The 24,406-nt window shown below is 69.3% G+C and carries 20 protein-coding genes and 5 pseudogenes; 7 read left to right on the forward strand and 18 right to left on the reverse strand.

Translation table 11 applies throughout. The features are described from left to right. Positions 1-296: 296 nt before the first annotated feature. The 7 genes and pseudogenes from ABD993_RS37020 to ABD993_RS32985 form a co-directional block, all read right to left on the reverse strand. A pseudogene (locus ABD993_RS37020) lies at positions 297-572 on the reverse strand (SDR family oxidoreductase); the annotation flags it as partial. Positions 573-601: 29 nt separating this feature from the next. Beyond that, positions 602-751, reverse strand: a pseudogene (locus ABD993_RS37025) (SDR family NAD(P)-dependent oxidoreductase); the annotation flags it as partial. 35 nt (positions 752-786) lie between these two features. Further along, a pseudogene (locus ABD993_RS37030) lies at positions 787-999 on the reverse strand (SDR family oxidoreductase); the annotation flags it as partial. A gap of 102 nt (positions 1,000-1,101) precedes the next feature. Then, on the reverse strand, positions 1,102-2,070 hold the full coding sequence (locus ABD993_RS32970; protein WP_345426981.1) for an alcohol dehydrogenase catalytic domain-containing protein: 969 nt from the start codon (positions 2,068-2,070) through the stop codon (positions 1,102-1,104). Positions 2,071-2,182: 112 nt separating this feature from the next. Then, positions 2,183-2,572, reverse strand: coding sequence for a nuclear transport factor 2 family protein (locus ABD993_RS32975; RefSeq protein WP_345426983.1), 390 nt, complete (start codon positions 2,570-2,572; stop codon positions 2,183-2,185). A gap of 32 nt (positions 2,573-2,604) precedes the next feature. Further along, a complete protein-coding gene (locus tag ABD993_RS32980) occupies positions 2,605-4,206 on the reverse strand; it encodes an FAD-dependent oxidoreductase (protein ID WP_345426985.1) in 1,602 nt (533 codons plus the stop codon). A gap of 341 nt (positions 4,207-4,547) precedes the next feature. Continuing rightward, on the reverse strand, positions 4,548-5,159 hold the full coding sequence (locus ABD993_RS32985; RefSeq protein ID WP_345426987.1) for a VOC family protein: 612 nt from the start codon (positions 5,157-5,159) through the stop codon (positions 4,548-4,550). A 402-nt stretch (positions 5,160-5,561) separates the two neighbouring features. Here ABD993_RS32985 and ABD993_RS32990 point away from each other — a divergent pair, with 402 nt between their 5' ends. Then, a complete protein-coding gene (locus ABD993_RS32990; protein ID WP_345426989.1) occupies positions 5,562-5,996 on the forward strand; it encodes a nuclear transport factor 2 family protein in 435 nt (144 codons plus the stop codon). A 61-nt stretch (positions 5,997-6,057) separates the two neighbouring features. Here the strand turns inward: ABD993_RS32990 and ABD993_RS32995 are convergent, their stop codons facing one another. The 10 genes and pseudogenes from ABD993_RS32995 to ABD993_RS33040 form a co-directional block, all read right to left on the reverse strand. After that, positions 6,058-6,750, reverse strand: coding sequence for a GntR family transcriptional regulator (locus tag ABD993_RS32995; RefSeq protein ID WP_345426990.1), 693 nt, complete (start codon positions 6,748-6,750; stop codon positions 6,058-6,060). A 97-nt stretch (positions 6,751-6,847) separates the two neighbouring features. Then, positions 6,848-7,561: an acyl-CoA dehydrogenase family protein gene (locus tag ABD993_RS33000; RefSeq protein WP_345426992.1), complete on the reverse strand. Its 714-nt coding sequence runs from the start codon at positions 7,559-7,561 to the stop codon at positions 6,848-6,850. Then, complete coding sequence (locus tag ABD993_RS33005) at positions 7,549-8,010, reverse strand: acyl-CoA dehydrogenase family protein (RefSeq protein WP_345426994.1); 462 nt, start codon at positions 8,008-8,010, stop codon at positions 7,549-7,551. The genes ABD993_RS33000 and ABD993_RS33005 overlap by 13 nt, the downstream gene beginning before the upstream one ends. 146 nt (positions 8,011-8,156) lie before the next feature. Further along, complete coding sequence (locus ABD993_RS33010) at positions 8,157-9,920, reverse strand: FAD-dependent monooxygenase (RefSeq protein ID WP_345426996.1); 1,764 nt, start codon at positions 9,918-9,920, stop codon at positions 8,157-8,159. Positions 9,921-10,050: 130 nt separating this feature from the next. After that, on the reverse strand, positions 10,051-10,623 hold the full coding sequence (locus ABD993_RS33015) for a VOC family protein (protein ID WP_345426998.1): 573 nt from the start codon (positions 10,621-10,623) through the stop codon (positions 10,051-10,053). An 84-nt stretch (positions 10,624-10,707) separates the two neighbouring features. Beyond that, positions 10,708-11,880: pseudogene (locus tag ABD993_RS33020) on the reverse strand (2-oxo acid dehydrogenase subunit E2); the annotation flags it as partial. Between the two features lie 43 nt (positions 11,881-11,923). Beyond that, on the reverse strand, positions 11,924-14,248 hold the full coding sequence (locus tag ABD993_RS33025; RefSeq protein WP_345427000.1) for a transketolase-like TK C-terminal-containing protein: 2,325 nt from the start codon (positions 14,246-14,248) through the stop codon (positions 11,924-11,926). Positions 14,249-14,336: 88 nt separating this feature from the next. Beyond that, positions 14,337-15,185, reverse strand: a complete 849-nt coding sequence (locus ABD993_RS33030; protein ID WP_345427002.1) for a fumarylacetoacetate hydrolase family protein — start codon at positions 15,183-15,185, stop codon at positions 14,337-14,339. Between the two features lie 65 nt (positions 15,186-15,250). Further along, a complete protein-coding gene (locus ABD993_RS33035) occupies positions 15,251-16,114 on the reverse strand; it encodes an NAD(P)H-binding protein (RefSeq protein ID WP_345427004.1) in 864 nt (287 codons plus the stop codon). Next, entirely contained in the window at positions 16,111-18,144 is a 2,034-nt protein-coding gene (locus ABD993_RS33040; protein WP_345427006.1) for an acetoacetate--CoA ligase, read from the reverse strand. Before ABD993_RS33040 ends, ABD993_RS33035 begins: the two co-directional genes overlap by 4 nt. A 123-nt stretch (positions 18,145-18,267) precedes the next feature. Between ABD993_RS33040 and ABD993_RS33045 the strand changes: the two genes are divergently transcribed. Continuing rightward, positions 18,268-18,531, forward strand: a complete 264-nt coding sequence (locus ABD993_RS33045; protein ID WP_345427008.1) for a hypothetical protein — start codon at positions 18,268-18,270, stop codon at positions 18,529-18,531. 42 nt (positions 18,532-18,573) lie between these two features. On the opposite strand, the pseudogene ABD993_RS37035 reads toward ABD993_RS33045, so the two are convergent. Beyond that, positions 18,574-19,053, reverse strand: a pseudogene (locus ABD993_RS37035) (helix-turn-helix domain-containing protein); the annotation flags it as partial. 686 nt (positions 19,054-19,739) lie between these two features. Between ABD993_RS37035 and ABD993_RS33050 the strand changes: the two are divergent. The 5 genes from ABD993_RS33050 to ABD993_RS33070 are packed head-to-tail and all read left to right on the forward strand — an operon-like array spanning position 19,740 to position 24,385. Beyond that, positions 19,740-20,246, forward strand: a complete 507-nt coding sequence (locus ABD993_RS33050) for a hypothetical protein (RefSeq protein ID WP_345427010.1) — start codon at positions 19,740-19,742, stop codon at positions 20,244-20,246. Beyond that, positions 20,243-20,515: a hypothetical protein gene (locus ABD993_RS33055; protein ID WP_345427012.1), complete on the forward strand. Its 273-nt coding sequence runs from the start codon at positions 20,243-20,245 to the stop codon at positions 20,513-20,515. Before ABD993_RS33050 ends, ABD993_RS33055 begins: the two co-directional genes overlap by 4 nt. A gap of 1 nt (position 20,516) precedes the next feature. Further along, complete coding sequence (locus ABD993_RS33060; RefSeq protein WP_345427014.1) at positions 20,517-21,602, forward strand: hypothetical protein; 1,086 nt, start codon at positions 20,517-20,519, stop codon at positions 21,600-21,602. Continuing rightward, positions 21,599-23,062 (forward strand): SCO6880 family protein, encoded by a 1,464-nt coding sequence (locus ABD993_RS33065; protein ID WP_345427016.1) that lies wholly within the window; start codon positions 21,599-21,601, stop codon positions 23,060-23,062. Before ABD993_RS33060 ends, ABD993_RS33065 begins: the two co-directional genes overlap by 4 nt. 15 nt (positions 23,063-23,077) lie before the next feature. Continuing rightward, entirely contained in the window at positions 23,078-24,385 is a 1,308-nt protein-coding gene (locus ABD993_RS33070) for a hypothetical protein (protein ID WP_345427017.1), read from the forward strand. Positions 24,386-24,406 lie beyond the last annotated feature (21 nt).

Raw genomic sequence — 24,406 nt, forward strand, 5'->3', positions numbered from 1 at the left:
GATCGGCCCAGGATGTCGCACACGACGACGTCCACGGCGCCCGTCGTCCAGGGGTCGGTTGCGATCCGCAGGATCTCGGTGAAGTGGCCCGGCGCCAACAGACGATGCTTTGAGGATGCAGGGGCCTCGTAGACGCTCATGAGGCGAACCCTGACCCCAGCGACGCCGACGAAAGTGCCCGCGGACGCGTCCGTCGTCGAACGGCGACGTCGTGAGCTGCCGGAACTGAGGAGCCGGCAGGTTTCACCGACCGACTCCCGCTCGTCGCCGGGCACCGAAGACTGCGTGAAGGACCGTTACAGGTTGCCGGTCAGTCCTCCGTCGGCCGGTGGTACGACAGCGTGAATGTAGTCCGATTCGTCGGAGACGACGAACAACGCCGCGTTCGCGATGGCCTCAGGGCGTCCTAGACGTCCGCCGGGCTGGGTTGCGAGCCACGACGCCGTTTCTTCGGTGCGGGAGAGATCAGCGACCATGGGTGTACCGATGGGCCCAGGGGCGATGGCGTTGGCGCGAATTCCCTGCTTGCCGTATCCGGCGGCGAGCTGGCGCGTGTACCCGATGACAGCGTGCTTGGTGCTGGTGTTGCCGCACCCCCACCGCCACCCAGGAGGCCGGCTCTCGAAGCGATCGAGACGACCCTCCCGCCGCCGTGTGCCAACAGGATCGGCAGCACGGCGTCGGTGACGAGGTACCGGCTCGTGATGTTGAGGGCGATGAGCTTCCCCCACAGCTCGCGGGGCGTATCGAGCGTCTGCCGGTAGTGGTCGAAGGTCCCGGCGTGGTGCTCAGCACATCGATGCGTCCGAACCTGGAGGTCGCGGCATCGACCGCGGCTTGAACACTGGCCTCATCGCTGACGTACATCTTGACGGCGAGACCGGCTCCACCGGCCGCGTCGATCCTGCTAACGACCTGCTCTGCGCCGTCGCCGTCGAGGTCGGCCGCGACCACTGCTGCGCCCTCGCGGGCGAACAGCAGGGCCTGAGCGCGGCCGATCCCGGAGCAGCCCTGGTGATGAGGGCGAACTTGCCTTCAAGTTTGCTCATCAGCACCTCCGTGTGGGGTGGGCCACGACGGCCCGCCGGTGTGGCTGTGGCGTCAGTGCGGGACGTCTGCAACGAAGCGCCTGCCCGCCCCTTCGCCGCGTTCGAGCGCTTCCAGGCCGGCTGGGATGTCGTCGAAGGCGATCGACTGGGTCGCGATGGTCAGCTCCCCGGAAGCGATGAACTTGAGTACCTCGACGGTGTCCTCGGGCGTTCCGCCAAGCGAACCGAGTAGCTCAAGCTGCTTCAAGGTGAGGAGATGGGTGCTGATCGTCGACTCCGGACGACCGAGCCCCACCTGAACAACCCGACCGCCGTCTCTGATCACTTCGATGGCGCCCGATGTCGTGATTCCGAACCCGGCGAAATCCGCGATCATGTCGAGTTCTAAGGGGGCGAGATCCCTCACGTCGTTGACGACCTGAGTGACTCCGCGCTCGAGACCAGCTGCGTGGACCTCGTCGTTGATCTCAGCGGCATAGACCTCAGCGCCGCCGAGTACAGCCAGGCGGGCGGCGGTCATGCCCAGCCCTCCGAGGCCGATGATGCCGACCCTCATACCGGGGCGCAGTCCACCGCGGACGAACACGGCGTGATAGCAGGTCATGCCCGCGTCTGTAGCAGCGGCTGCCTGATCGAACGGCATGTCACCGATGGGGAGGAGCTCACTCGCCGGCGAGAGCGTTCGCTGCGCATATCCGCCGTGGCGGCCGACACCGATGTTCTTCTGCCCGATGACGCCGCTCTTGCCGTCCCCCATCGCGCTGATCGCGACTCGATCACCGACCCTGACGTTGTCGACCGCGTCGCCGACCGCGGTGACCACGCCGGCCGCTTCATGCCCGAGGATGATCGGCGTGAAACCGAGGACCCCCTGCAAAGTGCCGTCCATGAAGCCCACGTCAGTGTGACAGAGCCCGGCCGCCATCACATCCACGACCGCCTCACCGGGGCCTGGAGAGGGGTCGGGCAGATCCTGCAGCTCCAGCGGGGAGCCGACCTGGTTGAACATCCATGCTTTCACGTTTCGCTCACTCCTTGCTCGCTCTCAGGGCGGTGTCGTAGCGGCTCCGTCGAGCGGTCGCAGGCCTGCCCTCATGGGAGCGCTACGCCTGGGGTTCGCGGTGCGGCGCAGGTCAGGCCAGCTGGCTCGTGTCGACGTAGACGCGCCAGCCGCTGATCGACTCGCCCTCGAATTGGACGAAGGAGCAACCTTTCACCTTCACCTCGTTGCCGTCGGGGAAGACATAGCTGACGACAATCTCTACGCCCACCCGGCTCTCGGCGTCGTCGACGGTGAGGGACGAGAGCTCGTGGGTGACCGAGCGGAAGTTGCTCTTCCAGGCCGCGACGAAGTCCGTGATCGCGTCCGGCCCGTTGACCGGGTCGAGGTCGTTGAACGCGAAGACCGCGTCCGGGGTGAGTCGTCTGCGGAAGACCTCCGGGTCGTTCGCGTCGATCTCGGCGTAGTAGGCGCGGGTCGCGCCGTCGATGTCCAGCGTGGCTTGGGTCATCGGTGTCCTCATCTCCATATGGTGGGTGATGTGCTGGTGCCGGGTCAGGCGGTCACGGCACGGCCTGCGAGATAGGCCGCGCACTGGATGAAGCCGATCGTGTGGCCACCCGCCCAGTAGGCCTCGCCTGAGGGGGCGGCAGCGCAGTTGCCGACCGCGAACAGACCGGTGATCGGGCTTCCGTCCGGCCGAAGAACCTGCCCGTCGGGCTCGCAGCGGGGGCCTCCGGCGGTGTCGATCAGGGCAGGGCCGAGGATGGTGGCGTGGTAGGGCCCGTCGGACGCCAGTGGCGCCATCATCGGGTTGGGCCCCGTGCCCACCCCGAAGAACGCGCTGAGGCCCTGCTCGATCGGCGTGCTGCCGCGGCGGAAGTCGTGGTCGACGCCCTCGGCGGCCATCGCGTTCCACCGCTCGACCGTCTCTGCGAGCGTCTCGCCGAACCGCGCGTCCAGTTCGGCCTGCCCGATCAGAGCACGAAGCTTGTCGAGCTTGGTGGCGATCCCCTTCTCGAGGTCGACCATGTTGTCTGCTGTGACGACCCAGTAGGGGTCGGCATCCGGCGGGGGGATCGGGTTGCCGAAGCCCTCGCCGCCGTACCGCATGGCGGCGTCGTCCCAGATCACGATGAGTGGTGTGTTCGGGTAGCCGCCAAGTTGGCCATCCCACTCGAAGAACGCACGGGCGAAGTCGTGGTACGGCAACTTCTCGCTGACCACTCGTCGACCGAACCGATTGACGATGATCATGGAGTCACCGGGCAGCATGAAGGACCCGCGAACGCCGGCGGGGTCCTCGATGAGCCGCTCCAACACCATCGGAGCGCGCATGCCGAGGTTGAGATTGGCGAGATCGGCCCCGGCCTCCCGCGCGATGGTCAGGAGGTCTCCGGTATTGGTCCTCGCGGCGCAACCGCCCACGTAGGACTGATCGAGGAAACGCAGCCGCAGCTCGGGATCCTGCGTGAACCCCCCCGTGGCGAACACCACGCCACGCCGGGTCCGGATACGGCGGAGCGAGCCCTGCTGTTCGACCTCGGCACCGACGACGGCACCGTCCTCGAGCAGCACTCTGGTCACCCGGGCCTGGACCGCGATCGAGACGCCCGCACGCTCGCAGGCCGTGGCGAACTTCTCGACCAGGACTTGGCCACCGGTCGGGCCGCCCTGACTCTCGGCCGGGAAGAGGATTCGACCGGTCGGCGCGGCGTCCTCGGGGAGGTGGGCATAGTAGTCCGGGAAGTCGGATGCATGGCCGAACTCGAGGACCCCGAGACGCTCGTATGTCTCGGCGGCTTCGGAGGCGTTGTCGTAGAACGCCGCGATGCCTCGATACTCCCACTCCGGCAGACCGAGTGTCGGGCCGTCGGGGTCGTAAAGCCGCGGCCGGGACAGTTTCGCCATGTACTGCAGAGCCTGGGGACGCGGGTCCAAGCGCCCCGACGCTCGGAGGTAGTGGTTGTTGGGGATCCACATGTAGGCCGCGGACTTCGCTGTGGTCCCGCCGATCGTGGCCGCCTTCTCGACGACGGCCACCTCGGCGCCACACGATGCCGCAATCACCGCGGTACCGAGCCCGCCTATACCGCTGCCGGCGACCAGGACATCGAGCTCCTGGTCCCACTCGGCGGCGGTCTCGCTGTTCGTCATCGTCCACTCCAGAGTTGGAAGCGACGCGACGGTGCGGTATCACCGTTGAGCAAAGAGATCATCTCGAGGCTTTCCAGGTCGTGGATCATTCACATACTCCCCTTGTCGTGTGACCGGCAGAAGGCGGAAACGGTCAGGCGGGATCCGCGACGACCGTGAGGGCGATGTGCATCCTCCGGGAAACGCCGGCGGCAGGAGGCAGCATCGGGAACATCCGCGGAACTCGAGGCTGTGAATCGTTATCGGCAGAAGGTGTCGCGTGAAGGGTTCGCCCGTCGGCTGGCGACGTGCCGGTCGACGGGCACGGCCAGGGTGCGCAGCGCACCCCGGCCGTGGGGCGGTCAGTAGACCTCGGGGAGCAGGATGTCGTTCGGCGGGTTCTCGGGCAGGTACTTCCCGGCCCGGGCGCCCGCGTGGATCTCGTCCTTGGACAGTCCCTGCTCGCGGGCCTCGACGAGCTTGTCCGGGTCGAAATACGAGCCGATGGGGTTCTCCGCGAACTCGCGGGAGGCCCACATCCACTCCTTCGATGCCGCCCAGTCGCCGAAGGCGTCAACCTGAATCTCCACGCCGTTGCCCTCCGGATCGGCGTAGTACAGCGACATGGTGATGCCGTGGTCGAGGCTCATGAACGGGACGATGCCCTCGTCCTTGAGGCGCAGGTAGTTGTCGAGCCACTGATCGAAGTCCGTGTACTCGAAAGCCGTGTGGTGAAGACCGGCGCTCGTGGGCTTGTCGATCGGCTTCTTGATCGCCGGGTGTGCGACGAACGCCACCCGGTGGTTGGCCTCGTCGTTGGTCAGCCAGGCTGCGCCCTCCGCGTAGTGCACGGGAGTCAGGCCAGCGACCTTCTCATACCAGGCGACCATCTCGTCGAGCTTGAGGGTCAGGAAGGTCGTGTGGTGCAGCTTAGGCGCGATCACCGGCCGCGGCTTGCGGATGTTGGGGGCCATGACGTTCTCCTCGCGGTGATGGGGACCTGTACCGGAGCCGACGATCAGTCGGTGAAGCAGCGTGGGGACACCCCGGACGCCGGGGTGGCGGGTACCGCATCGGTCGAGCCGTTGCGATCGGTCTCGAGAACCGGGGGCCGAGACACGCCCGTCGACGGCGGCAGGGGCGGAAAAGCCCGGACGGCCCCGGTCGCGCTCTGCAACGTCAGCATCGTCGTCGATACCTCGTGGTCGAGTACCTGGGCCCCTCGGCGACGTGCCTGCGGCCCGATGTCGTAGCTCACACTAGCGGTCGATATTCGTTATAACAACCCCGATGTTTCGTTGTGTTATTTCATATAGCTCTCTACCGTCGAAGCTGCCCGCCGCGGGGAACCGCGCCAACCAGGGATTGGGATCGACGTGGATCAGTCTGAGCAGATGCTCATCGAGTGGCAGCTGACGGCGCTGAGCCAGCGCTTCGTCTACTTCCTCGACAACGGCGAGTTCGACGCCCTCGTGAACGTGTTCACCCCAGAGGGCGTGTTCGACCGGGGCGGGACGCCACTGCGGGGCCACGGGGCCATCCGCACAGCGATGGACGAGCGCGCTCCGCTGACCACCCGGCACCTGCTGACGAACTTCTACTACCCCGAGGTCACAGCGGACTCCGCCCGCGGGGTGGTCGGGTCAGTGGTGTTCCACGGCCCGGTACCCGAGGGCGAAGGGCCTGTGCCGTACGCGACCGAGCAGGGGCGGGTCCTGGAGTTCCACGACAGCTACGTCCACACCTCGGAGGGGTGGCGGTTCGAGTCGCGCGTGGTGCGTCCGATCCTTCAGCCGCTGATCTGGCCCTGATCGGGCCCGCACGTCAGAACGGCCACCGGGATCGCCGGTGGCCGTTCCGCGTACGACCGGCCTACTGAGCCTCGGCCTGCGGTTCGAGAGCGCGCAGGGCTATCTGCTCGTTGTGGGCAAGGTGGTCGTGGACACCCTGGCGCACGAGGTCCACGTCTCGGCTGCGGAAGGCGTCGAGAAGGTCGTGATGGGCGTGCTCGCGCCGCCCGTGCTCGCGTGGGTCGGGGTCGAGGCGGCCGAACCCGATGCGGATGTAACGCTCGGCGGCTCGCCACAGGGTTCCGAGGATGCGGACGTCCCACTCGGTCGCCGCGGGCTTGAGCAGCGCGAGGTGGAAGGCGTGGTGGGCCTCGTAGATCTCGTCGATCCCGAGTTTCTCGTCGCCGAACTCGGTGGCGTGCCGATCGAGCTCGTCGAGCTGGGCGTCGGTCAGGAGACTGCACGCGTGGGCGGCGATGTTGGGCTCGAGCTCGTGGCGCAGTCGGTAGATGGCGTGCAGGTCGTCGAGGTCGAGCGGGGCGACCATGGAGCTGCGACCCGGGCGGTTGATGACCAGCCCCTCCGCCTCGAGGCTGCGCAGGGCCTCGCGCACGGGGATGAAGCTGACGTTGAGCATCCCGGCGACCTCGCGCAGAGAGAACTCCTGGCCAGGAGCCAGCGCACCGCCCAGGATGGAGCGGCGGAGCTCCGAGGTGACCAGCTCGGCGACCGACCGCGACGCGATCGGCCGCACGGTCGAGCCCGACGACGCCATGGTGCACTCGCTCTCTGTCCGGAGGCCCTCCGGACGGTGTTATTCACTATAGCCAAGCGCCATGTCTCGCCGACCGTCTGACGCGCGGCCACCTGCGTCAGATCAGGCGGTCCTCCACCGGCAGCTGCAAGGCCATGCGGCCGAGGGTCTCGGACGCCGTGTCGAGGTCCAGGAAGGCGTGGACCGCAACGACGTTGATGTCGCGAAAGAACCGCTGCAGCGGTGAGTGGTCACGGAATCCGTCGCCACCGATATCGCGGGCAATGTCGTTGACCGCATCCCGACACAAACTGGTGCTGAAGGAGCCCTTGAGCTTCATCTCCGCGCGTTCGGCCGGGTCGAGGTGGCCCTGAGGGCGAGCCAGGATGCGGTCGATGTAGGGCTGCAGAAGGGTCTCCGCCGCGTCGGCGGAGGCGATCGCTCGACCGAGGCGGATCTGAGCGGCCTGCTTACCGGCTGCCTTCTCGAGGCTGAGCGCGCCTTGGCGCTCGGCGGTGCGCACGGTGAACGCCTCGGTCGCGCCGCGGAGGGCGCCCACGACGACGGGCACGACCTCGCACATGGTGAACGGCACGAATGGGAGTTGGTACATCGTGTTCGGGTGCAGCTGCTGACCTTCGGCGGTACCGGTCAGCGCGTCGAGGAAGGAGGCCGCGCGGTACTCCGGGACGAAGACCTGCTCGACGCGGACGTCGTTGCTGCCGGTCCCCCGCATCCCCGCGATGTACCAGGTGTCGAGGACCTCGGTCTCCTCGCGGGGGATCATGAACAGTGTCGGCGCCGGCGCCCCGTCGTCGATCACGACGCCCATGAACATGATTCACTCGGCGTGGACCGACCCCGAGCTCCATGGCGTCTGGCTGAGATGAGATAGCCACCCGGGACCCGCCGGGCCTCCCGCAGGGGGGCCGCCTGACCGGCACCCAGGACATAGGGCTTATCGGCGAAGATCTCTCGCTGGACCCGCTCGCCGAACAGGTTCGCCCGCCAGGCCGCGCCCATGTAGAACGTCGAGACCCAGCCGGTGGACGGGCGTGCGGCCGACAGAATCCGAACGATGTCGATCATATCGTTGATGCTCAGCTCTTGGCCGTCGTAGACCTTCGGCGTGAGCGTGGCCAGCAGCCCGGAGTCGATGAGGTCTTGGACCGTCTCGCTGAGCGGGGCGCGCGCGTCCTCCGTCGCCTGAGCGCGTGCAGCGAGGACCGGGGCGAGCTCGCGAGCGCGTCCGACGAGCTCTGCGGCTGTCGGGCCCAGCACCCGACCGGTAGAGCTCGAGGTGAGTGTCTGAGTCATCGATTCGGACTTTCCACTGGCTGCCATAACCGGGCTTGGCTGACGAAGTGGTGCTGAGATGGCGCCGCCGCGTCGCTGAGCGGCGGCGCCACCTACGGAGGGCGTCTCGATCAGTGCCCCAGCAGGCTGCCGACCGTGCGGGTGAGTGCCTCATGAGCGTCGGCGACCGGCTCGGTCGCGCGGTAGGCGACGTGATTGTCGGGCCGGATCAGAACCGCGCCGCCGTCGGAGACCTCCCGCAGCCGGGCCCAGGTGCCGTCGGCATCGGCGAGATCCCCGCCGTCACCGATGACCGCAGTGGAGATGGTGACGCCGAACTTCTCCGCGGCCGCCTCTGCCGCGGCGACCCAGGCCTGCCCGGCGGCGTCGGTCAGCAGTACGAACCCGTCGCGGTCGACGAGGTCATGGGTCGAGACCCGCTCGCCGCCGCGCTCCAGCCAGGCGTGCGGGAGGCGGTGCCCCGGCCGTGTGGTGGGGTGGTAAATCGTCCCCATCGGGTCGGTGGGCGGGGGCTGCGTGCCGTCGGGTACGAGTGCGCCCTCGTCGTAGCGGAACCCGATCTCCAGGTCGTGGGCCTGGAACTCCATGCGCTGGGTCTCGATCACCTCGGCGGCGCGGGCGCGGCGGGTGGCGCCCATCGGGGTTTCGGCGAAGTAGGCCTCCATCGCGGCCCGGTTGGCCTCGGCGGGCTGTCCCGGCATGAGGCCCATACCCGCGTCGATGAGCATGTGGTTCATGAAGGTGAACATCGCCCAGTCGACATTGCGCGCCCCGATGGCCTGCCGCTCGGGTTCATAGCTGTCGAGCAGCGAGGGCGCGGCCTGACCCTTGATCACTGCGGCGAGCTTCCAGGCCAGGTTGTGGGAGTCCTGGATGGCGGTGTTGAGGCCCAGGCCTGTGGTCGGGGGGTGACGGTGAGCGGCGTCCCCGGCGAGGAAGACCCGACCGACCCGGTAGCGCTCGGCGAGCACGCCCTCCAGTACCCAGTGGCTGATGCGCAGGACCTCGATCTCGAGGTCGGGCAGCTTCATGAGGCTCTTCAGCCGGGGGACGATGGCGGCCTCGTCGAACCGCTCGGGGTCGTCGGGCCCGAAGGCGAAGATGAAGTTCCACTCCTCGGAGTGCTTGCCCCAGGTCGGGCCCATCGGCACCATGGCGCCACTGCCCCAGGATCCGGCGCCATCGGGGTTGAGGAGCCAGGTGATCAGGCAGGTCTCGTCGGCATAGGCGGACATGTCGGCCTTGAAGTGGCAGCTGACCATGTCCAGCAGCCCGCCGGGGCCGTTCATGGCGACACCGATCTTCTCGCCCACCGTCTTACCGCCGTCGGCGCCGATCACGTAGCGGGCCCGCACTTGGTAGGTCTCCCCCGAGGAGAGGTCCTGGACCGTGGCGGTGACGCCGTCACCGTCTTCGGCGAGAGCGACGAGCTCGTGGCCGAACCGGACCCGCCCGGGGGCGCGGTCCTCGGCGTGACGCTTGAGGATCGGCTCCAGCCGGATCTGCGGCAGGTTGCTCGACGGGCAGGCACTGTCGCGCATGTAGGGCTCGAACAGCTTCCCGCCACCGAACCCGTCGATGGTGTAGAGGATCTTCGCGTCGAGCGGGCCGTCGCCACCCAACGAGGTCGTCCAGCGCACCTTGCCGAACTTCTCCAGGCCCGCACCCGCCTCATAGACCGAGTCGGCGATGCCGTACTGGCGGAAGACCTCCATGGTGCGCTGGTTGAGGTAGTGCGCCTTGGGCAGGTGCGAGGTGCCGTCGTGTCGCTCGACGAGCAGCGACTCGACACCCAGCTCGGACAGGAAGATCGAGGCCGACAGGCCGCAGCCGCCGCCACCCACGATCAGAACAGGAACATCGATGTCAGCCACCGGAATCTCCTTTAATTGATCCGGTCCACGGGAGGCGGGAGCTCGTTCCGAAGCCCGTCGATCGCCATGACCGGCCTCACACTAGCAACTGCTATTCGTTATAACAACGGAGCTCTTTGCTCTTAGGCGTTCAGGACGTCAAGACCGTGAGCGGGTTCGGTAGGTCCGGAGTGGTCGTGAGCGCCCACTTGCGGGTCTGCAGTTGCTCGGCGGGTACACCGCTGCGACGCTCCGCGATCATGAGGTCCGGCGAGAACGACACCCCGACCGGGTCCTGGTCGTACTCCTCGCCCTCCATGTAGGCCGTGGCGTCGTCGGCCGCTTCGAAGTTGTCCACCTGCAGCTCGACGAAGTTGCCGTCGGGGTCGCGGTAGTACAGCGAGGTGGTGACTCCGTGCTGGATCGGTACCGCGGGCTCGATGCCCTTGTCCTTGAGCGACGTGTAGCGCTCGAGGAGCGCGTCGAGGTCGTCGAAGGTGTAGGCGGTGTGGTGCATCCCGGCGGCGGTGGGCGCCTTCGGGTCCATCGGGACCGGGGGCTGCATGAACGCGACGCGGTGGTGCTCGTCGTCGAAAGTCACGAAGCACAGGCCATGGCCCTGGTAGACGGCGTGCCCCTCAAGGAGGTCGCAGTACCAGTCGCGCATCTGCTCGAGCCGGCCGGTCTGGAAGACGACGTGCGCGAACTTGGGGATGGAACCCATGGCGGGTCCGCTCCTTTCGGTGGAGACGTGATCGGATGGATGTGTGCAGCGGACCGGCGAAAGGGGGCGAGGTGGCGTCAGGGCTCATAGCCCGAGCTCGCCCTCGAACGCACCTTCTTCCAGCCGAGCCCTGACCGCGCTGACGAATCGGCCGGCGTCGGCGCCGTCGACGAGCCGGTGGTCGTAGGTCATCGGGAGGTAGCAGCGCGAGCGGACGGCGATTTGGTCATCGCCATCGGGCCCTGCGATGACGGCGGGCTCCCGGTGGATGGCTCCGGTGGCGAGGATCGCGACCTGGGGCTGGTTGATGATCGGGGTGTCGAACAGCGCGTCCACACTGCCGATGTTGGTGATGGTGAACGTGCCGCCGCTGAGCTCGTCGGCCTTGATGGCGTTGGTGCGCGTGCGCTCGGCGACGTCGGCGATGTGGCGGGCAAGCCCGGCGATGCCCAGGTCCTGGGCGTCGCGGATGACCGGGACCAGCAGTCCGCGCGGGGTGTCCACGGCGATCGCCAGGTGCACCCCGGAGTGGTAGGTGACCGACTTGCCGTCCTCGGAGATCGAGGCGTTGAGCGTGGGGAAGGCCCCGAGGGCCTCGACCACGGCCTTGGCGAAGAAGGGCAGGAACGTCAGCCGGACCCCTTCGCGGCGCTCGAAGTCCTTCTTGGCGGCTGCGCGAAGCCGCGCGATGCGGGTGATGTCGACCTGCTGCACGGTCGTCAACTGGGCGTAGACCCGCAGAGACTCGGTCATGCGCTCGGCGATGATCTGTCGCAGCCGGGACAGCTTCTCGGTGGAGCCGATGGGCCTCCCGGCTGTCTGGGTCGGCGCTGTCCGTGTCGCCGCCTTCCCCGAGGGCGCCGCCGGTGCCGTCGGTGCCGGCGGCGTTGGTGCGGGGTCTGGTTGCTGTGGCTCTGCGTCCGAACTGGGTTGCTGCGGCTCCGGGTCGACTGCGGGAGCCGGCTCGGGCTCCGGTTCCGAACTCTGTTCGGGGACCTGCTCGGCGGCGGCCGAGCTGCCGGCCTCGGCGGCCTCGCCGACGTGCGCGAGCAGACCGCCGACCTCCACGGTCTCGTCCTCGCCCGCCAGCAGCTCGAGGAGTGTTCCGGCCACCGGGGCCGGGATCTCGGTGTCGACCTTGTCCGTCGAGACCTCAAGGAGGGGCTGGTCGACGGCGACGGTGTCACCGACGTCCTTGAGCCAGCGGGTCACCGTCCCCTCGGTGACGCTCTCCCCCAGTTCGGGCATGGTGACGGGAACGGGCATGGCGGATCAGGACTCCTAGTCGCGAGAGGGCAGGTCAGATCAGATCGAGCGCCGCGGCAACGATGCTGTCGCTGTCCAGGCCGTGGTGTCGGTAGACGCTGTCGAGGTCGCCGGACTGGCCGAAGCGGGTCACACCGAGGTGAGTCGCTCGGACCTGGTTGATGCCGGCCAGGAAGGCCAACGTGTGCGGGTGTCCGTCGAGAGCGGTCACCAACGGAGCCGAGCGACGGGCGGGGAAGGCGGCGTCGAGGATCCAGGTGTCGGTGTGGGCGCTGCGCGCGGAACGGCCCGCGCGGGCCTGCACGGCGTCGAAGAGCAGACCCGGGCTGGTGACACAGACGACGTCGACCGCGGTCCCGAGCGAGTCCAGCCGCTCGGCGGCGGCGAGGGCCTCGGGGGTGACGGCGCCCATCACCGCGATGGTCACTGCCGGAGCATCGGTGTCGCTGCGGCGGATCGCATAGGCACCTGCGACGACCTGTTTGCGCCGCCGTTCGCGAGCCGCGGCGTCGGAGGGGACCGCGGCCAGGGTCTGGTCCACCGGGCGGGTCGACAAGCGCAGGTAGGCGCTGGTGCCGTCCGGGCGGCCGAGCCGCGCCAGGGACGCGAACAGGGTCCACTCGGTGTCGATCGCGAAGGCCGGCTCGTAGGTGATGCAGCCCGGCTGCTCCAGCCCGACCGACGGGGTGGTGATCGACTGGTGCGCCCCGCCCTCGGGTGCGAGCGTCACTCCGGACGGGGTGCCGACGAGGATGGACTGGCCGCCGGCGTAGATCCCGTAGGACCACGGCTCTAGCGCTCGCTCGACGAAGGGGTCGTACAGGACCCCGATCGGTAGCAGCGGCTGTCCCCAGCGCGACCACGTCGCGCCGAGCTCGCCGAGTAGTCCGACGAGGTTACCTTCGGCGATGCCCAGTTCCAGGTGCTGCCCGGTCGGCTTCTCCCGCCAGTGCAGGATCGTCTCCGGGTCGTCCTCGAACCAGTTCTGCCGCTCGTCGGGCGACCAGACACCCACCTTGTTGACCCAGCCGCCGAGGTTCGTCGATGAGGAGACGTCGGGGCACAGCGTGACCACGCGCTGCGCGGCCTCGGGCGAGGAACGGGTCAGGTCCAGCAACGCCCGGCCGAGCGCGGCCTGTGTGGTCGCGGTGCCCGACGGGGTGCGGCCGATGTCGGTCGGGAGACTCCCGACCGCCGTCAGCGGGTGGTGCTCGCGGTGCAGCCTCGCCGCGGCGTCGGCGCACGCTCTCCCGGCTGCGGAGTCGGCGGCCAGCCGCTGCCACGGGTCGTCCAGGGAGGTGCCGCTTCGCTCCGCGAGCTCGCCGACCTGCTCCGCCGACAGCAGTGAGGAGTGGTTCTGGGGGTGGCCCTCGCTGGCCAGGCCGCGCCCCTTGACCGTGTACGCGAAGATCACGGTCGGCCGGGTGTCGTCGATTGCGCCGAAGACGTCACCTACCGCGCGCATGTCGTGCCCGCCGAGGTTGCGCACCGCGGCGTACAGGGTGTCGTCGTCCAGCGTCGCGACGAGGTCCTTGAGATCCGGGGAGTCGGGGAGCCGCTCGCGCAGCTGGGCCGGTGTGCAGCGCAGCAGACGCTGGTACTCCGGGTTCTCCATCTCGTCGATTCGACGGCGCAGCGCATCTCCGCCCGGGCGCTCGAAGAGCTCATGCAGAAGCCGCCCGTACTTGACGGTGAGGACCTGCCAGCCGGCGGCCTCGAACATGCCCTGCAGACGGGTCGCGCCGATGTTGGGGACCACCCGGTCCAGGCTCTGCCGGTTCAGGTCGACGATCCACACGACCTCGCCCAGCTCGCCGACCATCGGGTCGAGGATGGCCTCCCAGACGGCGCCCTCGTCGAGCTCTGCGTCGCCCACCAGGGAGTACTGGCGTCCGCCGCCCGCGTCACCGCCATGGGTGTTGACGTAGCGGCGCGACAGCGCGCCCCAGATCGGGGCCGTCGCTCCGATGCCGACCGAGCCGGTGGAGTAGTCGACGGTGTCGGGGTCCTTCGACCGCGACGGGTAGGACTGCAGCCCCCCGAAGGAGCGCAGAGTCGTCAGGTACGACTCGTCGAGCTCGCCCAGCAGATAGTTGATGGCGTGCAGCACCGGTGAGGCGTGCGGCTTCACCGACACGCGGTCCTCGGAGCGCAGGTGCTCGAAGAACAGCGTCGTCATCAGCGTCGTCATCGAGGCGCAGGACGCCTGGTGGCCGCCGACCTTGAGTCCGGTCGGGTTGGGGCGGACCCGGTTGGCGTGGTCGATGATCGCTGTGGAGAGCCACAGGACTCGACGCTCGATCTCCTCGAGCACCGCGAGACGATCCGCGTCCTGCTCGATGGGCGTGACTGTCGTCATCACGGCTCCTCTCGATCCGAAGATCACTGCTATTTCGTATAGCAGCTAGGTGTGTGCGGCCCCCGGGCCACGACCCGGGTGCCGGAGGTCAGGCGGGGCGGAAGGTGTGGCGCATCTGCCCGATCCCCTCGGCCACGGTGACGAGCTCGTCGTCCGGGCCGATGAGCAGCTTCGGGTCGCGGGACCATCCGGTGCCGGACGGTGTGCCGGTGAAGATGACGTCGCCCGGCCACAGTGTCGCCACTGAGGAGAGGAACTCGACGATCTTCGGGATGGAGAAGATCATGTCGCTGGTGCGGGTCTTCTGGACCTCCACACCGTTCAGCGCGCAGCTGATCTCGATGTCGTCCGGGTCGGCGAACTCGTCCGGTGTGACCAGGACCGGGCCGATCGGCGCGAAGCCGCGGTAGGACTTGCCCATGTTGAACTGTTGGGGTGCCGGTCCGGCGAGCTGCAGCTCGCGCTCGGAGAGGTCCTGCCCGACGGTCAGCCCCGCGATGTGGGCCCAGGCGTCCGCCGTGCTCACTCCGGCGGCCTCCCTTCCCACGACGGCGACGAGTTCGACCTCGAAGTCGACGGAGCCCTTGGGGAGGTCGATCACGCCGCCCGGCCCGGTGACCGCGGACGGGAACTTCGTAAACACCATCGGGATCTCGGGCAGATCGAGGCCGGCCTCCTCGGCGTGCTCGCGGTAGTTCAGACCGACGGCGAACACCTGGCGCGGGCGCGGGGCGGGCGCGCCGAGTGCGGTGTGGTCGACGGTGACGCGGGAGGAGATGGGCAGGTCGCCGCCTGCCCAGGTCACGAACTCGTCCCACTGGTCGTAGACCGAGTGGGGATCGGGGCCGAAGCGTCCGTCGCTGGCGGTCGCCACGTCGACCGCGTAGGAGCCGTCGATGTCGACGGCCAGGCGACCCGACAGGTTGAGGATGCGCATGTCTTCCTCTCACGGCCGTCGACGCACGACGAGATGGCGGGCGTCGAGGGGCCGATGGGTTCGGTTCAGGAGGTGAACAGCTCGCGGTGGTCGGTGACGAAGTCGGCGACCGTTCGCGGTGGCCTTCCGATGAGGGCGGGTAGGTCGGCGACGACGGCTTCGGCGGCGCCGGTGCCGAACAGGTGCAGCATCTCGGCGAGGTGCCCGGCCTCCCAGGCACTGAGTCCCTTCGCACGCGCCGCCTCCCCGGCCTGCTCGGGCGTCACGTCGACCACCGCGACCGCACGCCCGAGCACCCGCCCGATGTCGTCGGCCATCTGCGCGTAGGTCGGAGCCGCCGGACCGGTCAGAACGTGGTGACGGCCGTCGTGGCGACGGTCGCAGAGCACCTCGGCCGTGGCGGCTCCGACGTCGGCGCAGTCGACCACCGCGATCCCGGCGCCGCCGAGCGGGTTGACCACTACGCCGCGTTCACGCACGGTCGCGGCCATCCCGACCACGAGTGTCTGCATGTACCCGTTGGGCCGCACGACGGCCCACGGCACGCCGCTGCCGGCCAGATGCTGCTCGGTGTCGTAGTGCTGGCGGCAAGCGTCGGGTCCGGCGGGGCCGATGCCCGAGCTGGTGCCCGACACCTTGACCACGCGAGTTCCGCTCTGTGCCGCCAGGTCGATGAGCGCGTTCTGGGTCTTGGCCATGTCCGGGCCGTGCGGCGTGAGCAGACACAGTGCGTCGACCTCCCCCAAGGCGTCGGCGACCGTGGCGGTGTCGGCGAACGACCCGACTACCAGCATGGGCCGCTCACCGAGGATCCTCCTCGCCCGCTCGGCGTCGCGCACCAGCGCACTGACCTCGACATCGCGGGCCAGTAGCTCGTGCACGACTTGAGGGCCGAGCTTGCCTGTGGCGCCTGTGATCAGGACCTTCATGGTTGACCTCCGACAGTGGTGTCGTCGACCTTGCGGCGTCGTTCTCCGAGCTCGGTGAACCAGTCCAGCGCTTCCGGGCTGTCGACGACGCCGGCGTTGACGGCGCGAGATGGCTCGAAGCCTTGGAGCAGTCGCTTGACCGGGACCTCGAGGCGTTTGCCGGTCAGGGTGTGCGGGATGGCCGGCGCCACGAGGATCTCGTCGGGCACGTGGCGGGCCGAGCAGTTCTCTCGGATCTCCCGTGCGATCCGCGCCTCGAGGGCGTCGTCGAGCTCCGCGCCCTCGGCCAGCGTGACGAACAGCGGCATCCAGTAGCGGCCGCTGTCGAGCTCGGCGCCGATGACGAGACTGTCGGCGACCTCGGGGATCCGGTCGACCGCCGCGTAGATGTCCGCGCTGCCCATCCGCACGCCGTGGCGGTTGATCGTGGAGTCTGAGCGGCCGTGCACGATCGCGGTGCCGCGAGAGGTGATGGTGATCCAGTCGCCGTGGCGCCACACGCCCGGGTAGATCTCGAAGTAGGCCTCCTGGAAGCGGTGCCCGTCGGGGTCGTTCCAGAAGCGCACCGGCATGGACGGGATCGCCGTGGTGACGACGAGCTCGCCGACCCGGTCCGTGGCGTGCTGCCCCTCAGCGTCCCAGGACTCGACCCGCGTGCCGAGGAAGCGGCACTGCATCTCCCCCGCGTGGACCGGGGCGAGCGGGTTGCCCCCGACGTAGGGGGTACACACGTCCGTTCCCCCGCACGGGGCGTCGAGCCACACGTCGAACTTCACCGCGGAGTAGACCCAGCGCCAGCCCTCGACCGGGAGCACCGAGCCGGAGTACAGGACCGCCCGCAGGGCGCTCAGGTCGAGGTCCGCGCCCGGAGTCAGTCCGGCCTTCTCCGAGGCGGTCAGGTAGCCGGCGCTGGTGCCGAACTGGGTGGCCCGGACCTGCGCGGCCAGCTCCCACAGCCGTCCCGGCCCGGGGCGGTTCGGCGCGCCGTCGTACAGCACGACGGTCGCACCGACCAGCAGGCCCGCGATCGAGGCGTTCCACACCATCCAGGCCGTCGAGGTGAACCAGAAGAAGCGATCACCTGGGCGGACGTCGTCGTGCAGGCCGAGCCACTTGAGGTGCTCGAGCACGATGCCGCCCTGCGAGTGGACGATGCCCTTCGGCAGCCCCGTGGTGCCCGAGGAGTAGAGGATCCACAGGGGGTGGTCGAACGGCACCCGCTCGAACACCGGCTCGGCGGGCTCCGCGACGGCGTCGGCCCACGCGATCGTCTCGACGTCGGTCGTCACAGCGACGGAGTCGTGGACGCGGGGCACCACGACGAGCTTCTCCAGCGACGGCAGCCGTGCGGCGATCTCCTCGATCGCGGAGACCCGGTCGACGTCCTTGCCACCGAAGCGGTAGCCGTCCGCGGCGACGAGCACCTTGGGCTCGATCTGGGCCAGCCGGTCGACCACGGCGTCGATGCCGTAGTCGGGCGCACAACACGCCCAGACCGCCCCCACCGCCGCCGTCCCGAGCAGCGCAACCACCGTCTCCGCGAGGTTGGGCAGATAGCCGACGACGCGATCGCCGGGACGGACACCCCACCGCCGAAGCTGCGAGGCGAACGACCCGACCTGCCCACGCAACTCGGCCCACGACACGTCGACCGGTTCGTTGCTTTCGCTGAGCTGCACGAGTGCGGGGCCGTGGGCGTCCCGGCCTCGCAGGGCCTGCTCGGCGTAGTTCAGCCGGACCTGCGGGAACCATCCGGCGCCCGACAGCCCCGTCACGTCCGGATCCCGTTCGACCGACCAGTCCCCTTCGGCGGAGACGTCGAAGAACTCGGCCAGCGACGCCCAGAAGCCGCTCCCGGTCTCAACCGACCAGCGCCACAGGGTCTCGAAATCGTCGGCGGGCAGACCCTCGCGGTGCGCGATCCACTGCGCGTAGCGGGCCATGGCGGTACTCGCAGCACGTTCCGCGGACGGTGCCCACAGAACCTCGGCGTCCGGCTCATCCGCCTCGGACACGCCACTGGAAGCCACCGCGATCTCCTTCGATCAGAGGCCGGGTGCCAACCTTCCCAGCCGTCCTTAGGCACCCGACAGTAGGCGGTATATGTAATAACAGCAACCCTCAACACGACGACAGCAGTCAGAGAAAGCGCGATGGAACTCGGGATTTACAGCTTCGGGGACGTTCAGCAGGAGCAGGCGACGGGCCGCCTCGGCAGCACCGCCGAGGGTCTGCGCAACCTGCTGGAGGCGATCCAGCCGGCTGACCAGGTCGGGTTGGACTACTTCGGCGTCGGGGAGCACCACTCGAAGCGCCACACCGAGTCCGCCTCGCGCGCCCGACGATGGCGCCGAGGCCCCGCGCATCGGCCGACGTCGCACCCAGCGGCGCTGCGACGGGCCCGCGGCGCGCTGTAGCTCAAGGTCCAGGCGCGCGACCGCCATCGGCGACCCGCCGGAGCGCAGGGCTTCCGCGAGGCGACGCGTGGTCGCCTCCGACACCCGCCGCCCGCCACCCTCGAGCCGCGCCGACCGGCGAGCACCGAGCCCGACCGCTGCGTCGAGATCATCCTGTGACCAGCCCCGCGCGACCCGGTTCCAACGCAGCACACCGCCCAGCTCCGCGGCCAGTCGCACCCGGTCCGCCGGGGAGGGGTGTCCGGAACACGCGCGCGCGACGTCGCCCTCTGCTCGCTCACGAGTCACCGCCGGCCCCGGTGCACGGGTGGGGTCAAAGCGGTGGTCCGGCACGGGTGCACGGGTCTTCGTGCGGAAACTTCCTCTATAGAGACTCGTGCAGAGGTCTCGAACAAGACTTTTCAGGGAGAAACCTGTGCCCCGAATTGGCCTCTGAACTGCCCGAGCACAGGTGCACGCTGCCCCTCGCGGGCGCCGCTGGTCTCGTGGTGCCGGGATGTTGATCCGGGTCGGCGGCACCACCGCCGAGGATTAACTGACCCGGGTTCTCCGGTTCCGTCGAGCCCGCGCCTCGGGATGAACCGAGCTCTCCGGCGGCCTGCTCACCGACCACCCACGCGCCACCGACCTGTCCGGAGTCCTCGCACCGATCGTCCCCGTCGAAACGGACGACGGCCGCAGAGGACGCCAGTGCCTGCTCTGGGACCGCCGAAACGGTCGACTCGCCGCGATCCTGATGCGCTCCCCCCGTCGGGCTCGACCTCGCCGACGCCGACCATGCCGACATCTGGGTCGCCGGATGGGGGTCGCTGGTCGCCGATATCGGCGACCGCCACCGCGCCCTGCAGTGCGCCCGCGAGGAAGCCGAAGGCGCAGGCATCGGTCGCTTCAGCCTCTGCGTCATCACCACCGTCACCGACGAACGCGACCTCCCCTCCGCGGTCGCCGACGCGGAGAACCGCGCAGGCCGGGCCAAGATCCGCCTCCGCCGCCTGCGCGGCACCCAGGCCGCCGGCTTAGGCATCGCCGTCCCCTAACGATGCCTGCCAACGGTAGAGAGGTAGGGGTGTTGGAGTGACTCACGGTGCTGCGTAGCGGCATAGGAGCGAGATCGCCCTGTTCGCGGCTGCTCGCGAGCGAATGCGATCGGGTCGTGAGCGCTGTAGGGCCAGCGTGGCTGGCGACCCCTCGCCGTCAGGAGATCGCTCATGTCCTCTGTTCAACCCAGTGCACATCGCCCGCACGTAGCAGGCGTCGCCGGTGGTGTCGGAGTCACCACCATCGCCCACGCCCTGCGCGGGCATGACGCCGGGATCCACCGCGGTCAATCGATCGAGATTCTGGTCTGTCGCGCCACCTCCGAGTCCCTCGTCCGCGCCGCGCACGCGATCGGCAGACTCGATCAGCAGCCGATCCTGGCAGTCAACTGCACGGACTCCGGCCGTCCCGGCAGGGCCGTGATGACGCGCCTGCACATGATCGCTCCGCACACCGCGCGCACAGTCCTACTCCCCCACGTCGACCACTGGCGCGCCCTCTCCAAACCGCTCGACGCCGTCCGGGAACTCGTCGACTCGCCCCGCCGGGATCTCGGCCGCCAGGCACGACGCTGGGCCGAGGCCGTCGAGCAGATCGCCGGGGCGACACCGCGCATCGCCTCGACGATCGTGCCGCTCCCGGCCGGTGGGGTCCTGCTGCCGGAGCGTCCGCGATGAGCGCGGACCTGCTCGCGCAGCCACCGAACCCGGCGCCAGTCCGCCCGCCCGGACTCGAGGCCATGGCCGAGATGCTCATCGGCTGGCTGAAATGGGGCGTCATCGTCGCGGGGGTCGTCGGCCTCCTCGTCTGCGCCGCGATGATCATCATCGGCCGCCGCAACCGCTCCGCCACTGCCTACGAAGGCCTGATCGGCTCGGCCTGGATCCTCGGCGGCCTCGCACTCGCGAGCGTCGCCGCGGTCGTCGTCGGCGCCTTCCAGGTCTGACATGAGCATCCTCGCGCAGGAAGCCGCCGACTGTGGCGTCTTCGACCTCGAATGCAAGTCCGCCGGGCTCATCCAGTCCGCCCTCGACGAGCTCGTCATCAGGATCACCGAAGCCGCGGCAGAGCTCATCGTGGCCGCGACCTCGTGGTGGGCACAGACCGACAGCGTCGACCCGATGGACCCGGCCGTTCTCGCAGCGCAGGGACAGACCCAGCTGCTAGTGCTGGTGATCCTCGTCGTCTCCGTGCTCGTGCAGGCGATCCGGATCATCCTGTCCCGCAAGGCCGAGCCGCTGATCCAGGTCGCCGGCGGGCTACTCCGCTTCGCGCTCGTCTCCGCGCTGGGGCTGGTCGTGCTCCAGGCGGGGTTGCGGGCCGGGGACGAGCTCAGCCGCGTGGTGCTCGACAACGCGGCCAACAACTTCGCCGTTCTGATGGTCGACAACCTGACCTACCAGGAGGGGATCAAGAACAACTTCAGCTACGTGCTGATCGGGATCGTCGCGGCCGTCCTCGCCGCGCTGCAGTGGTGTTTGATGCTGGGCCGCCAGGCCGGTCTGCTGGTCCTCGCCGCGATGCTGCCGCTCGCGGCGTCTGGCTCGATCAATCGGGCCACCCGAGGGTGGCTGGGCCGACTCCTGCCCTGGCTCATCGCGATCGCCGTCTACAAGCCCGCCGCAGCGCTCATCTACTTCATCGGCTTCACCTACCTGACGACGACCAGCTCGAACCAACCCGGCGAGGTCACGACCATGCTGGCCGGTCTCGTGGTGCTCGCGCTCGCGCTCGTCGCGATGCCCGCACTGATGAGGTTCTTCTCCTGGTCCGGCACCCAGATCGGCGGGCAGGGGCTCGTCGGCGGTTCACAAATGCTTGGGGCCGTCGGCGCCGCGGCCGCGCTGCCGATGCGCAGTCGCGCCGTGCATCGGGCGGCGACGCAATCAGCCGCCGGTCCCGGATCCCGGAACGCCCGCCCCCAGGGATCAAGCGGATCCGCCGGCCGCAGCCCACGGATGGTCATCACCGTCTCCCCGGTGCCCACCGGGACGGGCGACCAGAAGCCGAACAAGAGGAAGGGCGACTCATGACGGAGAAGACACCGCGCCTGTACGGGAACTGGCGAGCCGAACGCGGGTGGGGCATCGGCAACCTCAGCACCACGACGACCGTCGTCCTGTTCCTGGCGATCCTCGGCCCGCTCCTCGCCTTCTCCACCGTCCCCCGAGCCGCGCTCCCGATGGCAGGGATCTCGGTCCTGCTCATCGGAGCGCTGGTCATCCGCGTCAACGGGGTTACGCTGGCGGAGTTCTTCGCCCGCGTCGGACGGTTCCGCCGAGCCCGCGCCGCCGGCTGGACGGAATGGACCGGCGGAATCCTCACCGCTCACCCCCGCGGGGCCGATCTGCCCGGCATCCTCGGACCAACCGTCCCCGTCGACGCCGACGACGGCCGCGGCGGCAGGCACTGCTGGCTCTGGGACCGCCGCAGCGGACGCCTCTCGGCGGTCCTGCGCATCTCTCCCGTCGGCCTCGACCTCGCCGACGACGAGCAGACCGACCGCTGGGTCGCCGGATGGGCCGCGCTGCTCGCCGACCTGGGCTACCAACGCCTCGTCGTCCACCTCGCCGTCACCGTCGACACCGCACCCACCGGCGGCACCACGACCCGCGACCACGTCGCCTCCTCACTCGACCCCCACGCACCCGCACTCGCCCGCCGGGTCCTCGACGAGCTCGTCGCCGCCCACCCGGAGAGCACCGCCGATATCGACGCCCGGGTGACCGTCACGATGGACCCCCAACGTGCCTCGCCCAAGCCCGCCGACCTCGTCGAGGCCACCATCGACGCCGGACGCGGCCTACCCGCGATCGAACAGGGCCTGGCAGGAGCGGGCGTCGCCGTCCTCGGACGCGCAGGCACGGCGTGGCTGACCAACCGGATCCGCGCCGCGTTCGACCCCGCCGCCCGGCGAGACCTCAGCACCGACCGCTCCCTCGTCGACAACTGGTCGGCCGCTGGACCGATCGCCGCATCGGAGACCTGGGACGACTACCGCCACGACTCCGGGCTCTCGGTCACCTGGGGGATGCGGGAGGCACCCCGGCAAGCCGTGAGCGCGCACGTCCTCACCCCGCTCTTGGCGCCCGGCCCCTACCCGCGGCGAGTCACCGTCCTCTACGAGCCCTACGACGCGCAGGACGCCGCGGCCAAGGTTGAAGCCGAGATCACCAGCGGACAGGTCCGCCGAGCCTGGGCGGAGCGCACCCGTCGAGACGAGACCCAACGCGACCGCGACGACCGCGACCGCGCCCTCCAGTCCGCCCGGGAGGAAGCCGAGGGTGCCGGGCTCGGGCGCTTCAGCGTCTACGTCACCACCACGGTCGTCGATCCCGACGATCTCGCCGCCGCCGTCAGCGACGTCGAGACCCGCGCCGGCCAGGCCAAGATCCGCCTCCGCCGTCTGCGAGGCAGCCAAGCCGCCGCCTTCGCAGTCGCTCTCGGTGTCGGACTCGAACCCGTCCATCTCGCTCGCCGCGGCCACCGCTGAATACGAGGAGCACCGATGACTTCCGTCCCCCGCCGCTGGGGCTGGCCGATTCGCGAGGGCGGCCGCGCCGCCAACGTCGAGACCGCTGCCCGCTACACCGCGACCACCAGCCAGGTGTGCGGCCTCTACCCGTTCGCGGTGTCGTCCGGGGCCGTCGTGCAGGGCGTTCCGATCGGCCGACACCTGCACACCTCCGAACCCGTCGGCCTGGACCCGGCCGAGTGGCTCCGCACAGGGCTGGTGTCCAACACCGGGGTCTGGGTGCAGGGCCAGCCCGGGATCGGGAAGTCGTCGATCACCAAGCGGCTCGTCGTCGGGCTGGTCGGGTTCGGCATGACCGCTGTGATTCCCGGTGACGTGAAGGGCGAGTACAGCGACCTCGTCGACGCACTCGGCGGGTCGGTGTGGCGCATCGGCCGCGGCGCGCACACGCTCAACCCGCTCGACGCAGGGCCTCTCGCCGCAGCTCAGGGCCTCGCGAACGAGCGCGAACGGGACCGGATCGACGAGACGATCAGAGCCCGCCGCCTCTCGCTGCTCGAAGCGCTCACCATGATCGTCCGACGCGGCGAGATCACCGTCACCGAACGCCGACTGCTCGGCGCCGCCCTCGACCTCGTCGTCGGCGTTCGCGGCACGAGCCAGCCGCTGATCCCCGACATCCTCCACGTCCTGACCGCGCCTACCGAGGACCTCGTCCGGATCACCGCGTCCACCGACGCCCAGGGCTTCCTCGTCGTCGCACGGGACCTGATCAACACACTGGGCCTGCTCTGTGAAGGCAGCCTGCGCGGGATCTTCGACCGAGCCTCGACAGTCAGCCCCGACCTCGACTCCCCCGCCCTGTCCCTCGATCTCTCCCTGCTCGACGACGAGGACGACGACGCCATCGCCGCCGCCATGCTCTGCGCCTGGGCCTGGTCGGCCGGCGTCATCGACGCCGGAGCCGCACAAGGTCGACGCCGCAACGTCGTGCAGATCCAGGACGAGCTCTGGCGCGCGCTGCGCGTGGCACCCGGTCTGGTCGAGCGGTCGGACCGGATCACCCGGCTCAACCGCCACCGCGGGGTGGTCTCCGTGCAGGTGCCCCACTCACTCGACGACCTTGAAGCCCTCCCCACCGAGGCGGATCGGGCGAAAGCCCGCGGCATGGCCTCCCGAACCGGGATCCTCGTCCTGGGCGGTATGGCCGAGAAGGAGCTCGACGGCCTCCGCCGTATCGCCCCGCTGACCGATGCCGAGGCCTCACTGGTCACCTCGTGGGCGGCACCACCGACTTGGCACTCTGAACCGTCCTGGCCGGTGGAGAGGCTCCTGATCTAGCAAGGAGACTGGAGCTGTGGG

Origin of the sequence: Pseudonocardia xishanensis, assembly GCF_039541715.1 — a bacterium.
Lineage (GTDB): Bacteria > Actinomycetota > Actinomycetes > Mycobacteriales > Pseudonocardiaceae > Pseudonocardia > Pseudonocardia xishanensis.